Genomic DNA, 15,500 nt, shown 5'->3' with positions numbered 1-15,500 from the left:
TCCTTAAGCCGTCATCATCTTTTTCCACTGCTGATAAGCAGCGCGCATCCCTGTTTCAGCACTGACATCACTCTTTAAGCCATCTTCAGTTTTAACTTCGCCTGACAAGCCACGATTCAGCATGATCCACAGGTCATTCCCCGCATTGGCACCATGCTGTACACGCTCCCATGCTTCCGAATCATCTGGCGTACCAAAGCCAAATGGACCTTGGAAATGTTCGTGCAGACGTAAACGATACTGGTTGGCAATTTGTGGACCGCCATCCATGGTAATGACGGAATGATGAATCTCTGTTTCATTGACAGAAATCGGTTGCATCACGCGGAAGAACGCCATTGAGCAGGCAATGTTCGGGAACAGGTTCAGGTTAAATCCAGAACCACCCACTGCACGCACAATACGGCGCACTTCCAGTTCTTCATGTCCTTCATCACGCAAGGCTTGAGCCAAGTCTTCAAAACGTTCCTGAATTGGACGCTCCATTAATTCTTCATCCAGATCAACCAGTTCAGGAATCATCACCATGACACTGTGACCATTACCGAGGTCTTCGACATAACCCGGCTGATTTTCAAAGTTAAACAGTTCTTCGGTTTTTTCATCGACTGAACTTAAAAATGACTTGTGCACCAATGGAAAGTGGTAAGCATCGGTCGTATTTTCCAATTGGATTTTCCAGTTACCTGGAAAACGGAAACGATGTTCACCCAAGACCTTGATTGGATAACCAGCCCCTTGTTTCATAAACAAGTCGATCCATTTTTTCGCAGCACCCAAGAAATCTTCTAAAGGTTCAATATCCTGTTTAAATGTCGCGAAAATCATGCCGTTGTATTCTTCAACGCGCAGGCTAATCAATGGAAACTCAGATTTATCTAAACATTCGCCATAGCTTTCAGGTGAAGGTACACCACGTAAAGAACCGTCTAGCGCATAGCTCCATCCATGGTATGGACAAACAAAACTGTTGGTTTTACCTTTTTTATGTTCACACACTGTTGCAGCACGATGACGACAACGATTCAGCAGTACATGGACTTTTTTCTTACGATCCCGCACCACTACCACAGGTTGCTTACCAATATTGATGGTCTTATAGCTACCACCATCTGGAATTTCGCTGGCATGTGCTACCCACACCCAAGTGCTGTAATAAATCTTTTCCATCTCATCTTCAAAGATTTTTTCGTCCTTATACAATGAGGTATGGGCACGATCACTTTGAACTAACTCGTTGTAATCCATTTCAATATTCTGCATTGGAATAATACTGTTCATATCCACTATCCTTTTCGGTCTATCCATTGGTTATTGCTGAGACGGCACTGGCAATGCGGCTGTGCTGTCCCAGTGAGATACAGGACGACTGAAAATATTTTCAGTCTGAAAATGTTTGATCTTCCAACGTCCATCGTGTTGCTGTTTAAACTGCACCGTGAGTTTGGCGGCATTTAAATGGCTACGACCATCATGGAAGGTTGAGGTTTGCAACATCAACCAGTTGGCATTGGCTTGATCCGCTTCGATATACATTTGCTCTGAACTGACAAAATGCGCATTCATAACAAAATGCGACTGCTTTTGGGTATAGCTTTTGAACATGTCATAAATGGCTTGCCATGACGCATAGCGACCAAAAGACTCGGCATATTTTTCGCCTATGCCTTCCCAAATGCTGTCCTGATCAAATAAATCCATCAATTCATTCAGGTCGGTATCGGCATTCAAGGCATCACAAATTTCCATATAACGGTTAATGCAGTTACGGATCGCATTTTGGGCTTCAAGCTGTTGCAGGCGTTGTAACAGTTCCGTTATATCCATTGGCGCATTCATGTCACTCATCCTTGTTGCCACACGGGTTGATAAAATTAAGCTTATAAATAGCCAGGTGCTGGCTTCATGCCGAAGCTGACCAAACCTGCATTCTGTAAAGTGGCATCTCCCATAAAGGCATGCTGCGTCACCACATTGGTGTCATTCACAAAGCGGCTAAATGGATTGTGGGTATAAATCGCGGTCATCCCTGCCAGCATCTGTATTTTGCGGGTGACACGGGCACACACACGTGCCACATGGGTACAAGACAAACGCATGTCACTGATTTGTTCTGCAGTTGGCGTACGCCCTGCAAGCACTTCATTCCAGACAATCTGCATGGTGTCGTAGAACCACACACGTGCAGCCTTAAACTCTGCTTCGACTTGGGCAAATTCATATTGGGTTACAGGTCGGCTGGCAATTTCCGCACCACCAGTAATTGAAGACTTGCCCGGTGCCAGTTTTTGAAATTCTTCGATCGCTGCGGCAGCAACACCAATCCCCACCACGGTTAAGACCTGAGTGGCTAAAGATAAAGATGGATATTTAAAAAATGGCTCAGGTAACTTGGACGGTTCACCACGAACAAAAGTCCATTCCTTCGCAACCAGCACATCTTTTACCACCAAATCATGGCTGCCTGTACCTTTTAGACCGACCGTGTCCCACGTCATATCGATTTGAGCTTTATTGGCTGGCATCACTGCCATGCGCGGTAGACCTTGGGCTTCGTTGTCTTTTTGTGGCGAAATCCCGACCCCGACAATATCCGCGCCCATACAGCCACTGGAAAATTTCCAACGTCCACTCACCACCACGCCTGCATCGGTAATCTCGGCGGGTTGTGGAGGGAAAATACCACCTGCAAACACAATATCAGGGCTATCTTTATACAACTGCTCAAGCGTTGCTTCTGGCAAACTGCCCAAATAGGCAGGACTCATACCAAAACTTGCGACCCAACCAACTGAGCCATCAGCTTTGGAGAGTTGTTCGATCAATTCACAAAACTGTTTTGGAGACCATTCATTTCCGCCAAAACGTTTTGGAACCAAAGCACGGTAAACACCAATCTGTTTTAGTTTGTCGATGATGTCCTGACTGACATAGGCCTGATTATCGAACTCCCCTGTGCAGGCACGTTCACGAATTTCTTGACACAAGCGCTCTAATTCCGTTGTAGTTGTGTCCATGACAAATTCCTTTATCGATAAGTTATTCATTCCCTCATTCCTTTTCGGTTATTGCGCTGCACTCACGATATATTTCGCAACAGCACATAAATATTCATCGGCATTGTGTTTCGCCACGATTTGTAAGCCCACAGGTAATCCTTCACTGGTTTGCAGTGGGATTGAAATCGCAGGGTGTCCAGAAAGATTAAAAGGTCGAACCAATCCCGTGAGGTTTAAAAAAGCTACGGTATTTTCAGCATCAGCAACTTTAGGTGGAAGCTGTGGTAAGGTCGGTAAGATCAAGGCATCGTATTGAGTCAGTAAGGCATCAAGCTCGGCGGTAAAATCAGCTTTCACCTGCTCCGCCTGTTTGACTTGGGCCAATGTGGTGTCGGCTGCTTTGAGTAAACGAGCATTGACGTCAGCACCCAGCAAGCCTGTTTGAGTCAACTCACCGTAGGCTTGCCAATTTTCATAATTGATGATCTGCATCCCTGCATTAAAAGCAGCTTCAAAGCCTTTCAAAGTCACATCTGATACTGTCAGATTGGCTTGGGTCAGATATTGCTGGATCGTCTCAATGACGACTGAATCAGCAACGACATTGAGCCATGCCAGTTTCGGTACCTGAGTCAATTCAGTATGTTGATGGAAAGTGGGATCAATGATTTGCATTGCGGTTTCAATCATCTTGACTGAATTTGCAAAAGGGCCAACGCAATCCAATGAACTTGTTGCTGGATGTACACCTGCACGGCTGACACGGCCAAAGGTCGGTTTTAAACCGTAAACCCCACAACATGCTGCGGGCATACGAATCGAACCGCCTGTATCGGTGCCTAAGGTGAAATCTGCCAGACCAGCTGCAACCGCAGCCGCAGAACCGCTAGATGATCCACCCGGAATCAATTCAGGATATTTTGGATTAAGTGCCGTACCAAAGTGATGGTTAATCCCTGTGATCCCAAACGCCAGTTCATGCAGATTGGTCTTTGCTGTAATTTGGCAATCCGCTGCGAGAATACGGTTTACCACTTCTGCGTTTGTACTTGCAGGTTGGCTGCGCATTAAGGCTTTGCTGCCTGCCATGGTCTGTATACCTTGAATATCAATGGAATCTTTCACCATGACTTTCAAAGCACCTGCTCCTTTTTGTACCTCTTGTACAATAATATTCATTCACTTTTCCATGTATTTTTATACTTATCACAAATATCGGAAAAAGTAATGTAATTGTCAAGTATTTTTCATGATTAAGAACAAAGAAAATGTTTCTAATTTTTGTATAATGCTGAATGTCCATTTTTATAAAAGTAATGACTTGGCTATGCTTACTCATTTAGAACAATTTCTACCCAACAATGAACCGAGCAGCTTACAGAGCTATCCTTTTTTCTGGATCTCTCAAGTGAATGGTAAATACACACAACTTATTGAAAAATCAATTAAAAAACTAGGTATCGACAATACACGTCGTAAAATTATTTTAAGCACCAATGCGCTTGAACAAGCCAGTATTACCGAGATTGCCAACCTCTCTACCCTCAAGCTAACCACGGCAACCAAAGCCGTTTATCGCTTAGTTGAAGATGATATTGTGCAGGTGTTTTCATCCGAATCGGATGAACGTATCTCCATGGTGAAACTGACCGAGAAAGGTAAAGAAATGGTTGAACAAATTAACCAGATCAGTCAAGTCACCCTATCTGGGATTCTGAATGCCTTTGATGATGCTGAACTGCATCAGTTGAATGGTCAATTAAAAAAGCTGTTTGATTTAATGCCCTCAAGCTAAAGCAACGACAAAAGCCCATGTCTATGCAGAGATGGGCAAAAGTGTGGACCAAGCTGATTACTGATTTAAAATATTAAACGGCGGTTTAAGCTGATTTGCGGTAATCCGATCTGAAAATGTCTGTAAAACCCGTTGTTTATAAGCAGCAATATCGATCTGCTGATAATTATAAAAACCCTGCTGCTCGCGTAAGCCATTGCGTTGCTGTCGCATATTCTCGGCAATAATTTCAGGCGTGCGATAACGTTCACCTAGCTCCTTTTGTAAATATTGTGAAGCGTAATACAAAATATCGCCACCACCCCAGTCAATAAATTCCAGCAAGCCCAACACCGAAAAACGTAAACCAAACCCAGTCCGAATCGCGATATCAATATCTTCTGCGGAAGCCACACCTTCTTCTACCATCCGTGCCGCTTCATTCATTGCCAAGGCCTGAATCCGTGGCACGATATAACCCGCTTTGGCATGACACACCACAGGAACTTTGCCAATTGCCTGTAAGAAGCTTTTCAAGGTATTTACTGCCTCATCTGAAGTTTGCTCAGAACGACTTAACTCAACCAGCGGAATCAGATAGGCTGGATTGAGCCAATGCGCATTCACCGCCCGTTCTGGATGAGAAATCATCTGCGCAATATCAGTGACCAGAAAGGTCGATGTTGTCGATGCAACAATACAAGTCGGTGTAATATATTGATCAAGCCAAGTAAAAATATCTTCTTTGGCTTGCCTGAGCTCAGGTACAGCTTCCATAACCAGATCACAGTGTGCTAAGACTGATATTGAAGCCGCACGACTTAAAATCTTAATCTGATCCAGAATAAAGATGCTTTGTTCAGATTGAATAAACTGGATACTTTCCAGCAATTGCAATTCTTGTTTGAAGTCGGTTTGGACCTGAGCCTGATATTGCTCAAACTCAGCCTCCTTGCGTTGTCGGGTATCGACTAAAGCCACGTTTAACCCAGCATAGGCAAAGGCAAGCGCAATGGCTTTACCCATACGACCAGCACCCAGTACCGTAACTTGTTGAATTGGATTCATCTTAGACTCCTTGCTGCAAAGTCACTTGCAACTCAGCCTTGCTTTTATCGGCAAGCCCTAGGTTCTCAAACGTCCGTCCGTCCTGATACAAATCCTTGCCTGTCACCGCAGAAGCAATATTCAGTAGCCCTTCTGCCACAGGTGTCGCGACACCTGCCCAACGCCCGACCGAAACCAGAAAGGATAATCCTAGACGCGTATCTTCCAACATATAACGATGGGTCTGTAAGTCGATATCCTCACGCCAGTCTCCACTATCGGTTAATTTGCCATGTGCTCCACGGCCATACATCCATTCATCACCCTCACCGTCTTTATTGTAGTGATCAGCCAATGGAAAATGCGGTGCAGCATAGCCCAATGCTTCCCTTACACGCATACGCTCTGCGTCAAGCTGATTGGTGACACGGCGAATCGATGGTTGTGTCCCTTCATTATGAATATCCCAGGCCTCAAAATGTTCGAGTGGTCCCGCATTCATCAAAATCAACGGTGGATGAATAATCGGTCCCGCATTCATTAATGCACCACTTAAACTGTCCTCAATCGGCTCGACACTTGGATACGCCTGTTTTAAAATTTGAAATGCATGCTCGGACAAGCTGCTTGGGAATACCCCCGTTGGTAAACGGGTCGCATAGCCACTTATCACGATCTGATTGACCCCATGCTTACGCACCAGATAAGGCAGTGTGCCTGTTTCGGCAAAAGCCACTTGAGCTGTGTTACCTGCTTCGCGCATGGCTTTGGCAAAGACAAAGCTACCGAAGGTTGCAGGCGGTAAATACACCACCTGACCCGCTTGAAAGAAAGGCGCGGCCTGCTGAGCCAAATCCAGATGCGTGGTTGCGGGTAAAGGAATAATAATCAACTGGGCATGCCGAATGGCTTTTTCTAAATAATTCGAGAGATTAATCTGGCTGTTTTCAAAGCCAACACTCACTATGCGCTCACCCTGATAATCTTTGATTTTAAGCTCACCTGTAGCAGCCAACTGTTGCAAGGCTTCATGGTCACGACGCCATAACACTACATCGTGGCCTTTTTCTGCCATCTCTACCGCTGCTGCATAACATCCGTGTCCGCCACCGAGTACTGTAATTTTCATGTGCGCTCCTGCTGATTGATTTGTCATTCAGCATAGAACGACCACAGCTTAATGGCTTATCCAAATGCGCAGTGAATATTCCATTTACGCACGCATTTGAAGAACTGGCACGGCATCTTTTTTTAAAGTATGCGAAGGCAAGCAGCCATAACGTTTTTTATATAGGCTGGAAAAATGCCCAAAACTTTGGATGCCATGATCCAGTAAAATATCGGTGACAGTTTCATGAGATGGTGCTTGTTGTAAAGCCAAATGCACCCGTTCCAAGCGCTGCTCACGGATATATTCCACTGGGCTTTGCTGTAAATACTGACTAAAACCTTTTTGCAAGGTTCGTATCGACACATCGCAATACTGGCTTAAATCAGCTAATGAAATGGTCAGTTGTACATGTTCCTGAATGTATTGCTGTGCTCTTTTCATATAGCTTGGCAGCAGTTGTTGCCGTTGAGCATTCAACCGTTCGGTATAATTATTCGGGATTTTAAGCAAAATCAGCTCGATCAAATACTGGCTAAAACTGGCTGAAATAAAGCTCCAGTTGCGAATATTATAATAGGCATGACACAGATAATTCAGTGTTTCAATAATCGCATCGATCCCTTCTAAACTACAGGACAAAGAGGAATTAAAGCGTAATGGTTCTTGGCTACGACATCCCAACATGTTGAATAATTGAGTTTCGATATCCTGTTGCGCCAATTTTAAAATAATATTACGGCAATGCTGATTGGTGATGATCTGCTGTCGGGTATGCGGATGGGTGACCGACATGATTCCTGCAGATTGCACGATCTGCTGCCGATCAAATTTGAGCTCACATTGTCCTTCCAGCGTGATTCTAAATAAATAAAAGTCAGCACTATCCTCAATGTTAATCATGACTGGCGCACTATATTTCAGATCGTACAGCGCGCCATTACCAAAGCTAAAGCCATTCAAACGCGTATTTAGAGGTTCTCGTACTTCGACATCAAAACGATGCGGGCATAGGTAATAGCTGATTTGATCTTTAATGGTTTGATAATCATCAGATTTAAATAATAAAAATTCATCCAGATAATGCAAATGATCCAGCTTAAAAGATGATTGCATCACTTCACTCCCTTGCTAAAGATTCCACGGACAAAGCACAAAGCCCATTACGAAGAATGGGCCTGCGACATCCTCAGTGCAACATCAAATCAAGATCCATGTTCCTGCTGCATACTGTCACTAAATGCCTGACAGCCTTTTTTCAATAAGATAAAGGCCAATACACAGGAAATCGTACCCACGATCGACAGGGACATCCCGACCATGAGTGGATTCTCAAAAACTTTATCGGTAATCAAAGCCACCAATGTCGTCCCAATCCCAACCGCAACCAGATTACTGATCAATAAAAACACCGCTGAGATTTGTGCGCGTAACTGATTCGGTGCCAACATTTGCATAGCAGTCGTTGAAATCGGCATCGGGAATGAAGCAAAAAACATTGCAGGCACTAAGAACACCACGGATAACCATAACTCATTCACTTGCGTAAACACCATCATCGGAATGATCAAACCCACAATCCCAATCACGCCAGTAATCATCGGTGCATCTTTACGACCTTTTTGAATAAACCAGTCGTTCAGCCAACCGGCACAAAATACACCTAAGATATTCGCCACCAATAACACGCTGCCCAACATATAGCCCGCTTCAGTCGGCGTGAGACCAAACTTGCGCATATAGAACGCAGGTGACCAGCTGATCAGGCAATACAAGGCCATTGCATAAAAAGTAAAACCTAAATAGTGACATTTGAAGGTACGACCATGCTTTTTAATAAACTTGAATGCATCCTTCATACTGGTTTTTTCTACTTGCCCCTGCGCATTTAGGCGCTGACCTTTACGTTGCGGCTCTCTCACCGTCAACAACACCAGTAAACCGATAAAGACACCAGGCAAACCAACTATAATAAATGCCGCTTGCCATGCCTTAAGCGCACCAAAAACAGGTACCATGATGGTATCCATATTTTTGAGCAAGCCAATCACATAGCCACCGACCAGAAAAGCAATCCCGCCACCGACAAAAGAGCCAATCGAATAAACGGCGACAGCGCGTCCAAGCTTATCCTTGCTAAACATATCGCTAAACATTGAATAGGCTGCTGGAGACAAAGCGGCCTCACCGACACCAACGCCCATACGACTCAAAAATAGTTGCAGAAAGTTTTTACTTAGCCCACAAAATGCCGTTGCAATACTCCAAAAGACCACCCCGATGGCAATAATTTTCGGACGGGAGAAACGATCTGCCAGATATGCCAAGGGTAGACCCATAAAGGCATAAAACAGAGAAAAGGCTAAACCGTGTAATAAACTGAATTGAGTATCTGAAAGCCCGAGATCAGCCTTAATTGGCTCGATCATCAGCGCCAGTATTTGCCGATCAATAAATGAGAAGATATAAGCCAACATGCACAGTAATACCACATACCATGCATAGAGATTTGATTGAGCTTGTTTCGGCTCAGTAGATTGCGTATCCATTTTGCTTCCTTGTCCATGCCATTTTTCTAATGCGTCTTCTTATTGGAGACAATATGACCAGAATCCGTTTCTGCTCTGTCCTCAATAAGGTAAATCATCCTTCTCTATATTTATTATTTTTACATGGAATTTTCCATAATATTTCAGGTATAAAGTTATACCTTTTTTGCGATCTTGGCGACTTAAACGTTTGGCTAAATGATTACTTATGGTTTAAATGTTTGATATAATATAATTTTTAAAATATTGCATCAAAGTTTCCTGAATCGTGAAAAATACTGATGCTTATTTTATTTTAAAATTATATTGAATTTTACATTTATTTTTGGTTTAAAATAAAGCGAGATACTCGATTTTCAATGGAAATGAATATGGCACTTATCAAAGAACAAGCAATCGAAAGCATTCATAGCATGCATGTCCTGATTGAGAAAATTTTTAATGGAAAACATGCTGAACAAGACCTTCCCCTACTGATTAATTATTTTGCTGATCATTTTGAAATGGTCGGTGCAGCAGGAAAACGTTTTTCACTTGAAGATGTCAAAGGCTTATTTAGCAACAATCAAGGGAAAATGCCTGATATCAAAATTGAAATCTATGACGAGCAAGTCTTAATGCAAAAACAAGATGCAATTGTTCTGACCTATACCGAAAAGCACACCAAAGACACAGGTATTTTAATTCGACGCTCATGCGCTTTAATTGAAGAAATTAACGGAAAAATGGTCTGGAGCTATTTGCAAGAAACATTTTTAGCCTAAATAAATCATGTAAAAATTCTTGTAAAAACAAGAGTTTTTACATACCAAACAGATCTAAAATCGACTATAACAATGCTCTCCCTTCAAGTTTAACCCTTAGCTTAAAATCAATGAATCAGGTGCGCAGCAAATGCTGCTCTGCCCTGATATCCTGACTTCGATATCTGGATAATTATTAAAGTACAAGTATTTACATGAACCATAAATACTTATGCCATTGTTCCGCTAAAATCAAAACTGAAAAAGTGATGTCGCTGATTTCTCTCATCAGAACATATCTTCTTCCAAAGTATGATATTGACTCACTCATGTTATTGAGCAAAATCGACTGTGCGACTCAATAAAGAAATACAGGATAAATCGTTTTATGGAAAAACCTATCGAATGCCCTAAATGTGGTTCGACTGAAATTGAAACACGTAATCATGACAAATTATTGAGAACTACGGGCGGTGTATTACTGACGGCCGCAGGTACGACTGCGGGTACAGTCGGTGGTGCTGCAGGTGGTGCATCCATAGGTGCAGCAATTGGTACGGTTGCTGGACCTCTTGGTGTGATTGTCGGTGGTACGGTAGGCACTTTTGTCGGTGCAATCAGTGCAGGTGTTACGGGGGGCGTCGTTGGTAATATTTTTGGAAAAAAAGCGGGTGTGATGGTCGATAAGAATATTTTTCAGGATTATCGTTGCTTAAAGTGCAAATATCGTTTTAAACAAAAGAAATAAGCCCCCATTTATTATTCCAAATCAATTGGGGAACAGATTTTAAATCAGTTCTCCAAATGCATCTAAATCAAATCCTTGTTCAATAAGGCTGATCGGCTGTTTTACAACCTCCATTTCATGTCTAAATATAATTGATCTATATTTTTCAAACAAAAAAAATCTCAAACCCTTGGGGAAGAGAATGAGATTACGATATAGACATTCCACAGAGAAGCTTATCGCGAATTCGTTATTTATATCACCAAATACAATAAAAATGCATAACTAATCACAAAAACAATACATAACTGTCTATCTAAGACTTTCAACACCCAGCTTCAAACTAAAGCTTTAAGCATATTTTTATTTTAAACATTTACTATTTTAAATGACTGCTTTTAGGCTCTTGCATGGGACTTTCGTACGTGGTTTGAGCGATAGGCGATACACGCCAAATCACATCCCCAACATCATCAGCCACTAAAAGTGCACCAGAAAAATCAATCGCAACGCCAACAGGTCTTCCATATGCCTCACCTTTGTCATTTAAGAAGCCAGTCAATACATCTTGTGGTTGCCCATACGGCTGACCACTTCTAAACGGCACAAAAATCACTTTATAACCACTATGCGGTTTACGATTCCATGAACCATGCTGACCAATGAATGCGCCACCTCGATACTGTGGCATTAATTCCGTTGCATAAAAGGCCAATCCTAAAGATGCAGTATGATTTCCCAAAGCATAATCAGGTTTAAGTGCACGGGCCACCATCTCAGGATTTTGTGGTTTTACTCGCGTATCGACGTGCTGACCGTAATAGCTATAGGGCCAACCATAAAATGCCCCGTCTTTGACTGAGGTCATATAGTCAGGCACTAAATCACTACCTAACTCATCACGCTCATTTACGACCGTCCAGAGCTGACCACCTTGTGGTTGCCAACCCATTCCATTCGGATTCCGCAGTCCTGTCGCAAAAGGTCTGGCTTTGCCAGTGGCAATATCAAACTCTAAAATCTGCGCTCGACCAACTTCCTTATCCAGTCCATTCTCAGCCACATTACTATTCGACCCAACAGAGAGATATAGTTTGGTACCCTCTGGATTTGCAATCACATTCTTCGTCCAATGATGATTGAGTTTTCCTGCGGGTAGTTCCAAAACTTTCGTTCCCTGCGCCGTAATTTTTGTCGCACCATCCTGATAAGGAAAACGCATCAAGGCATCCGTATTGGCGACATAAAGTGTATTCCCCACCAAAGTCATACCAAACGGCGAATTTAAGTTTTCGAGGAAAACCGTATTTTTATCAGCAATCCCATCGCCATTGGTATCACGCAGTAAACGAATACGATTGGCACTTGGAAAAGATGCCCCTGCACGTTGCATCACCTTTTTCGCAATTTTTCCACGAATCCCTTTGCTATCATCTGGCTTAGGTGGTGCATCGGTTTCAGCTACCAACACATCACCATTTGGTAATACATAGAGCCATCTTGGATGGTCTAGCCCTTGCGCGTATGCCTGAACTTTTAAACCTTCTGCTGGCGTCGGCATCATTCCCTTCGGCCAACCTTTAGCAGGAGCAATATTAACAGTAGGCACTAAACTCGATTGAGGTTTGGGCAATACGGGTTGAGGGTCATAACTTGCTGAAATCGGATATTTAGATGCGGCGCTACAGCCTGCAAGTACGAGAACAATACTGGTTCCGAACATGAACCATTTTAGTTGAGTCGACATCGCTTACCTTATGTTTTATTTTTTCATTATCAAAAGCATAATCCGATGCAGCATTGGAATACAACGTGTTTAATCGATGAGTATTCAGATTAAATCATCGTTTAAATTAACAATTCATCAAAACAAGAGGCCGAAACCTCTTGTTTTATCTATGTATTCTTGTTTTGAATATTAGTGATTATAACGCAACCGTGGGGTGCTATTATTTTCATCAATTACCCACGTCGAGGTTGAATTTGGATCTGAAACATCAGCAATATCCCAACCTGCAAAAGTCTGAATTTGTTGCAGTTCAGCCGTGGTTTTTCCATATCCTCCAGCACTTTGGCTTTGTCCGGAGGTCTCTTTATTCCAATAGCTATTTACATCAATCGTGATTCCATTGGTATTGCCAATCAGTCCGCCTGTATTCGTTACGCCACTGACAGAACCAGCAGAAAAGCTATTTTCAACTTTTGGTAAGTAATTCGTTGTTCTACCTCCAAGTAATCCACCAGTAGAGTTTTGCCCAATAACATTACCCAAAGCATAGGTATTGAGAAGATGCCCTCCTTGCGTATTCCCAACTAATCCACCCGTATATTGATAGCCCTTCACATCACCAGTGGCATAACTTGAGGACACAAGCCCTAAATGATTCAGACCAATTAAACCACCGACGCTGGTACTTCCGTTAATCGAACCAGTGGCATAACTACGAAAAATTACACCCTCTTCAGCATTTGCCCACTTTTCATTATAGCCGACGAGGCCACCAACATTCTCGGTTCCAGTTACATTGCCTGTCGCAAAGCTATTGTTTACCCCCTGTAAATTTTTCCCGACTAAACCACCCACATCTTTTTCCCCAGTGACATGCCCCTGAGCTGAACTATTCAAAATTTCTGTGGCATTAAATCCAACTAAACCACCTACACTGTTTGTTCCCTGAACATCGCCTTGAGCAGAGCTATTTTTGATAATACTTTCAGATAAATTAAAGCCGACCAAACCGCCTGTATACTCAGTTCCAGTGACTTTCCCTGTTGCATAGCTATTTTCAATTTCAGTCTTATTCTGCAAACTTGGGAAACTATTACTGATTGAACCAACGAGACCTCCAGTTTTAGATGTCCCAATCACCTCTCCAGTAGAGTAACTATTTTTAACTTTGACAACACCATTAACTGAAGCAATTAACCCTCCTGCTGATGACAGATAGCTATCATCAGTAGCTGTTACTTTACCTGCGGCAAAGCTGTCCTCAATGGAAGCAATCGCATTGATATCACGCGTCGGATTATTGTAAACAGCCTCAAGACCAATCGAACCTACTAAGCCACCGACCGCAGATTTTCCATTCAAGTTTCCTGTGGCATTACTTTGCAAAATTTTGGTATTTCCTTGAGAAAATAATAACGAACCCACTAGACCGCCTAAGCTGTCAATGTTTCCAGAAATATTGCCTGTTGCATAACTCTGAATAATGTCATTATTTATTTGCTGCCCAACCAGTCCACCAACTGTTGAGGAGTTGCTTTGTTCTGAATGAATATTTCCCGTCGCATAACTCTCTTTAATTAAACTATAGCTTTTACCGACCAATCCACCAGCATTGGTTCCAATAAGCGGATCAGGGAGACTTAACAGGGTAATTTCACCCGTCGCATAAGAGTTCAAAATAGAAGCTGTGCTTTGTTGATGATTTTCATCTCGGTAGCCACTTACACCGATGAGTCCACCTATTCCTGAGGTTCCTTGCACTGCATTGGAACTAAAAGCATGCTTTACGACACCAGATTTTTGGAACCCGATCAAGCTCCCCACATTACTAGTACCGCTTACCATTCCTTCAATCGTTCCAACATCCCTCAGCGTATTTGTCGTTGCACCAAATAAACCCACTGAATAAGCATCAAAAATTGCTGGTAGCTGTGTCGGAATTTCATACAGTAGTGGACTAGGCCTGTTTATATAGAGTCCATTAACCGTATGCCCAAGTCCATGAAACTCCCCTGTAAAAGGTTTATCAATCGTTGTTTGAGTTGCAGTTATTCCACCTGGATTATTTGGATCATTCAATATCGTAACGATGATGCCAAAACTACCAATGGGATCAAAGCCTTTCCCATCATTCCAATTCACCGTATCTGATGCATCAATATTACTTCCCAGGACATAATTCCCAGTCAGGTTATTGTTCATCCCCTGCAAGGTATTGATATTGGCATCACCTTCTTCGCCTAGGTCATTGATCACAATGTAAGAACTTCCATTGATCAACAACGTCGGGGATGAACCACTAATATTAATCTTGGCACCATTATTTAAGTTGTAATCCGAGCCTGCACCATAGTTCATGGCAAGCTTGGCTTTATCTCCACTTAAGTCCAAATCACTATTAAAGTTAATATCTTTAGTTGCGGTTAGTGTCAGTGCAGTATTGGCATTCCAACTGGTTGCGTCATTGATATTAATATTGCCTTGACCTTCTGCTGTACCCATCGCATTCAAAGTGACATTGCCTTTATTTAAAGCATCACCCAAAGTGGTACTGCTGACACTACCACCAAAGAAATCGACATCGATATTTTTAGCTTTCAGTTCCCAGCCACTGGTGGTCGGCGGTAAGCTGCTGGTACTATTTCGCTGTGTCGTGATATTCGTACCAGAATTGATGTTTACCTCTGCCGCAGAAGTTTTAATCTGCCCACCATTACCACCATTTGGGGCTGATGCATCTAAGGTACCGCTCACATTCACGGTACCACTGCTTAAATCACTGCCAAGCTCAATCACGCCACGAACATTATTCACCGTTTGTGCT

General features: G+C 42.8%; 13 protein-coding genes. 3 read left to right on the top strand and 10 right to left on the bottom strand.

All coding sequences use genetic code 11. The annotated features are described in order from the left end of the window. Positions 1 to 3 precede the first annotated feature (3 nt). Genes B2727_RS07035 through B2727_RS07020 form a run of 4 tightly spaced genes read right to left on the bottom strand, consistent with a single transcriptional unit; the run spans position 4 to position 4,178 of the window. On the bottom strand, positions 4 to 1,281 hold the full coding sequence (locus B2727_RS07035) for an aromatic ring-hydroxylating oxygenase subunit alpha (protein ID WP_033133194.1): 1,278 nt from the start codon (positions 1,279 to 1,281) through the stop codon (positions 4 to 6). A 30-nt stretch (positions 1,282 to 1,311) separates the two neighbouring features. Beyond that, on the bottom strand, positions 1,312 to 1,839 hold the full coding sequence (locus B2727_RS07030) for a nuclear transport factor 2 family protein (RefSeq protein ID WP_005321701.1): 528 nt from the start codon (positions 1,837 to 1,839) through the stop codon (positions 1,312 to 1,314). 41 nt (positions 1,840 to 1,880) lie between these two features. Beyond that, the gene (locus B2727_RS07025) at positions 1,881 to 3,047 is read right to left on the bottom strand and encodes an acyl-CoA dehydrogenase family protein (RefSeq protein ID WP_033133195.1); all 1,167 of its coding nucleotides are present in this window, start codon (positions 3,045 to 3,047) and stop codon (positions 1,881 to 1,883) included. Between the two features lie 18 nt (positions 3,048 to 3,065). Next, on the bottom strand, positions 3,066 to 4,178 hold the full coding sequence (locus tag B2727_RS07020; protein WP_033133196.1) for an amidase: 1,113 nt from the start codon (positions 4,176 to 4,178) through the stop codon (positions 3,066 to 3,068). Between the two features lie 148 nt (positions 4,179 to 4,326). Here B2727_RS07020 and B2727_RS07015 point away from each other — a divergent pair, with 148 nt between their 5' ends. Continuing rightward, positions 4,327 to 4,794, top strand: a complete 468-nt coding sequence (locus B2727_RS07015; RefSeq protein ID WP_033133204.1) for a MarR family winged helix-turn-helix transcriptional regulator — start codon at positions 4,327 to 4,329, stop codon at positions 4,792 to 4,794. Positions 4,795 to 4,851: 57 nt separating this feature from the next. On the opposite strand, the gene B2727_RS07010 is transcribed toward B2727_RS07015, so the two are convergent. From B2727_RS07010 to B2727_RS06995, 4 genes are all read right to left on the bottom strand, one after another. Then, on the bottom strand, positions 4,852 to 5,841 hold the full coding sequence (locus B2727_RS07010; RefSeq protein WP_033133197.1) for a 3-hydroxybutyryl-CoA dehydrogenase: 990 nt from the start codon (positions 5,839 to 5,841) through the stop codon (positions 4,852 to 4,854). Between the two features lies 1 nt (position 5,842). Beyond that, entirely contained in the window at positions 5,843 to 6,949 is a 1,107-nt protein-coding gene (locus tag B2727_RS07005; protein ID WP_033133198.1) for an NAD/NADP-dependent octopine/nopaline dehydrogenase family protein, read from the bottom strand. Positions 6,950 to 7,033: 84 nt separating this feature from the next. Further along, the gene (locus B2727_RS07000; protein WP_033133199.1) at positions 7,034 to 8,044 is read right to left on the bottom strand and encodes an AraC family transcriptional regulator; all 1,011 of its coding nucleotides are present in this window, start codon (positions 8,042 to 8,044) and stop codon (positions 7,034 to 7,036) included. A gap of 89 nt (positions 8,045 to 8,133) precedes the next feature. Continuing rightward, positions 8,134 to 9,477 (bottom strand): spinster family MFS transporter, encoded by a 1,344-nt coding sequence (locus B2727_RS06995; RefSeq protein WP_004805385.1) that lies wholly within the window; start codon positions 9,475 to 9,477, stop codon positions 8,134 to 8,136. A gap of 371 nt (positions 9,478 to 9,848) precedes the next feature. Between B2727_RS06995 and B2727_RS06990 the strand changes: the two genes are divergently transcribed. Both B2727_RS06990 and B2727_RS06985 read left to right on the top strand, forming a co-directional pair. Continuing rightward, positions 9,849 to 10,241, top strand: coding sequence for a hypothetical protein (locus tag B2727_RS06990; RefSeq protein WP_004805383.1), 393 nt, complete (start codon positions 9,849 to 9,851; stop codon positions 10,239 to 10,241). A gap of 367 nt (positions 10,242 to 10,608) precedes the next feature. After that, entirely contained in the window at positions 10,609 to 10,968 is a 360-nt protein-coding gene (locus B2727_RS06985; RefSeq protein ID WP_004805381.1) for a hypothetical protein, read from the top strand. A 358-nt stretch (positions 10,969 to 11,326) separates the two neighbouring features. On the opposite strand, the gene B2727_RS06980 is transcribed toward B2727_RS06985, so the two are convergent. Beyond that, complete coding sequence (locus B2727_RS06980; RefSeq protein ID WP_033133200.1) at positions 11,327 to 12,694, bottom strand: PQQ-dependent sugar dehydrogenase; 1,368 nt, start codon at positions 12,692 to 12,694, stop codon at positions 11,327 to 11,329. A 171-nt stretch (positions 12,695 to 12,865) separates the two neighbouring features. Further along, positions 12,866 to 15,500 (bottom strand): beta strand repeat-containing protein (locus B2727_RS06975; RefSeq protein ID WP_291348648.1); only part of this gene is annotated, 2,635 nt, incomplete at its 5' end.

The sequence above is a fragment of the Acinetobacter sp. UBA991 genome (assembly GCF_002292065.1).
GTDB lineage: Bacteria > Pseudomonadota > Gammaproteobacteria > Pseudomonadales > Moraxellaceae > Acinetobacter > Acinetobacter higginsii.
This window is presented reverse-complemented; position numbering and strand designations above follow the sequence as displayed.

Bases quoted from the DNA above. Each gene is read 5' to 3' on its own strand.
- B2727_RS06995 (WP_004805385.1), bottom strand. From the start codon at position 9,477: ATGGATACGCAATCTACTGAGCCGAAACAAGCTCAATCAAATCTCTAT.
- B2727_RS07035 (WP_033133194.1), bottom strand. From the start codon at position 1,281: ATGAACAGTATTATTCCAATGCAGAATATTGAAATGGATTACAACGAG.
- B2727_RS07010 (WP_033133197.1), bottom strand. From the start codon at position 5,841: ATGAATCCAATTCAACAAGTTACGGTACTGGGTGCTGGTCGTATGGGT.
- B2727_RS06980 (WP_033133200.1), bottom strand. From the start codon at position 12,694: ATGTCGACTCAACTAAAATGGTTCATGTTCGGAACCAGTATTGTTCTC.
- B2727_RS06985 (WP_004805381.1), top strand. From the start codon at position 10,609: ATGGAAAAACCTATCGAATGCCCTAAATGTGGTTCGACTGAAATTGAA.
- B2727_RS07020 (WP_033133196.1), bottom strand. From the start codon at position 4,178: ATGAATATTATTGTACAAGAGGTACAAAAAGGAGCAGGTGCTTTGAAA.
- B2727_RS06990 (WP_004805383.1), top strand. From the start codon at position 9,849: ATGGCACTTATCAAAGAACAAGCAATCGAAAGCATTCATAGCATGCAT.
- B2727_RS07030 (WP_005321701.1), bottom strand. From the start codon at position 1,839: ATGAATGCGCCAATGGATATAACGGAACTGTTACAACGCCTGCAACAG.
- B2727_RS07015 (WP_033133204.1), top strand. From the start codon at position 4,327: ATGCTTACTCATTTAGAACAATTTCTACCCAACAATGAACCGAGCAGC.
- B2727_RS07000 (WP_033133199.1), bottom strand. From the start codon at position 8,044: ATGCAATCATCTTTTAAGCTGGATCATTTGCATTATCTGGATGAATTT.
- B2727_RS07005 (WP_033133198.1), bottom strand. From the start codon at position 6,949: ATGAAAATTACAGTACTCGGTGGCGGACACGGATGTTATGCAGCAGCG.
- B2727_RS07025 (WP_033133195.1), bottom strand. From the start codon at position 3,047: ATGAATAACTTATCGATAAAGGAATTTGTCATGGACACAACTACAACG.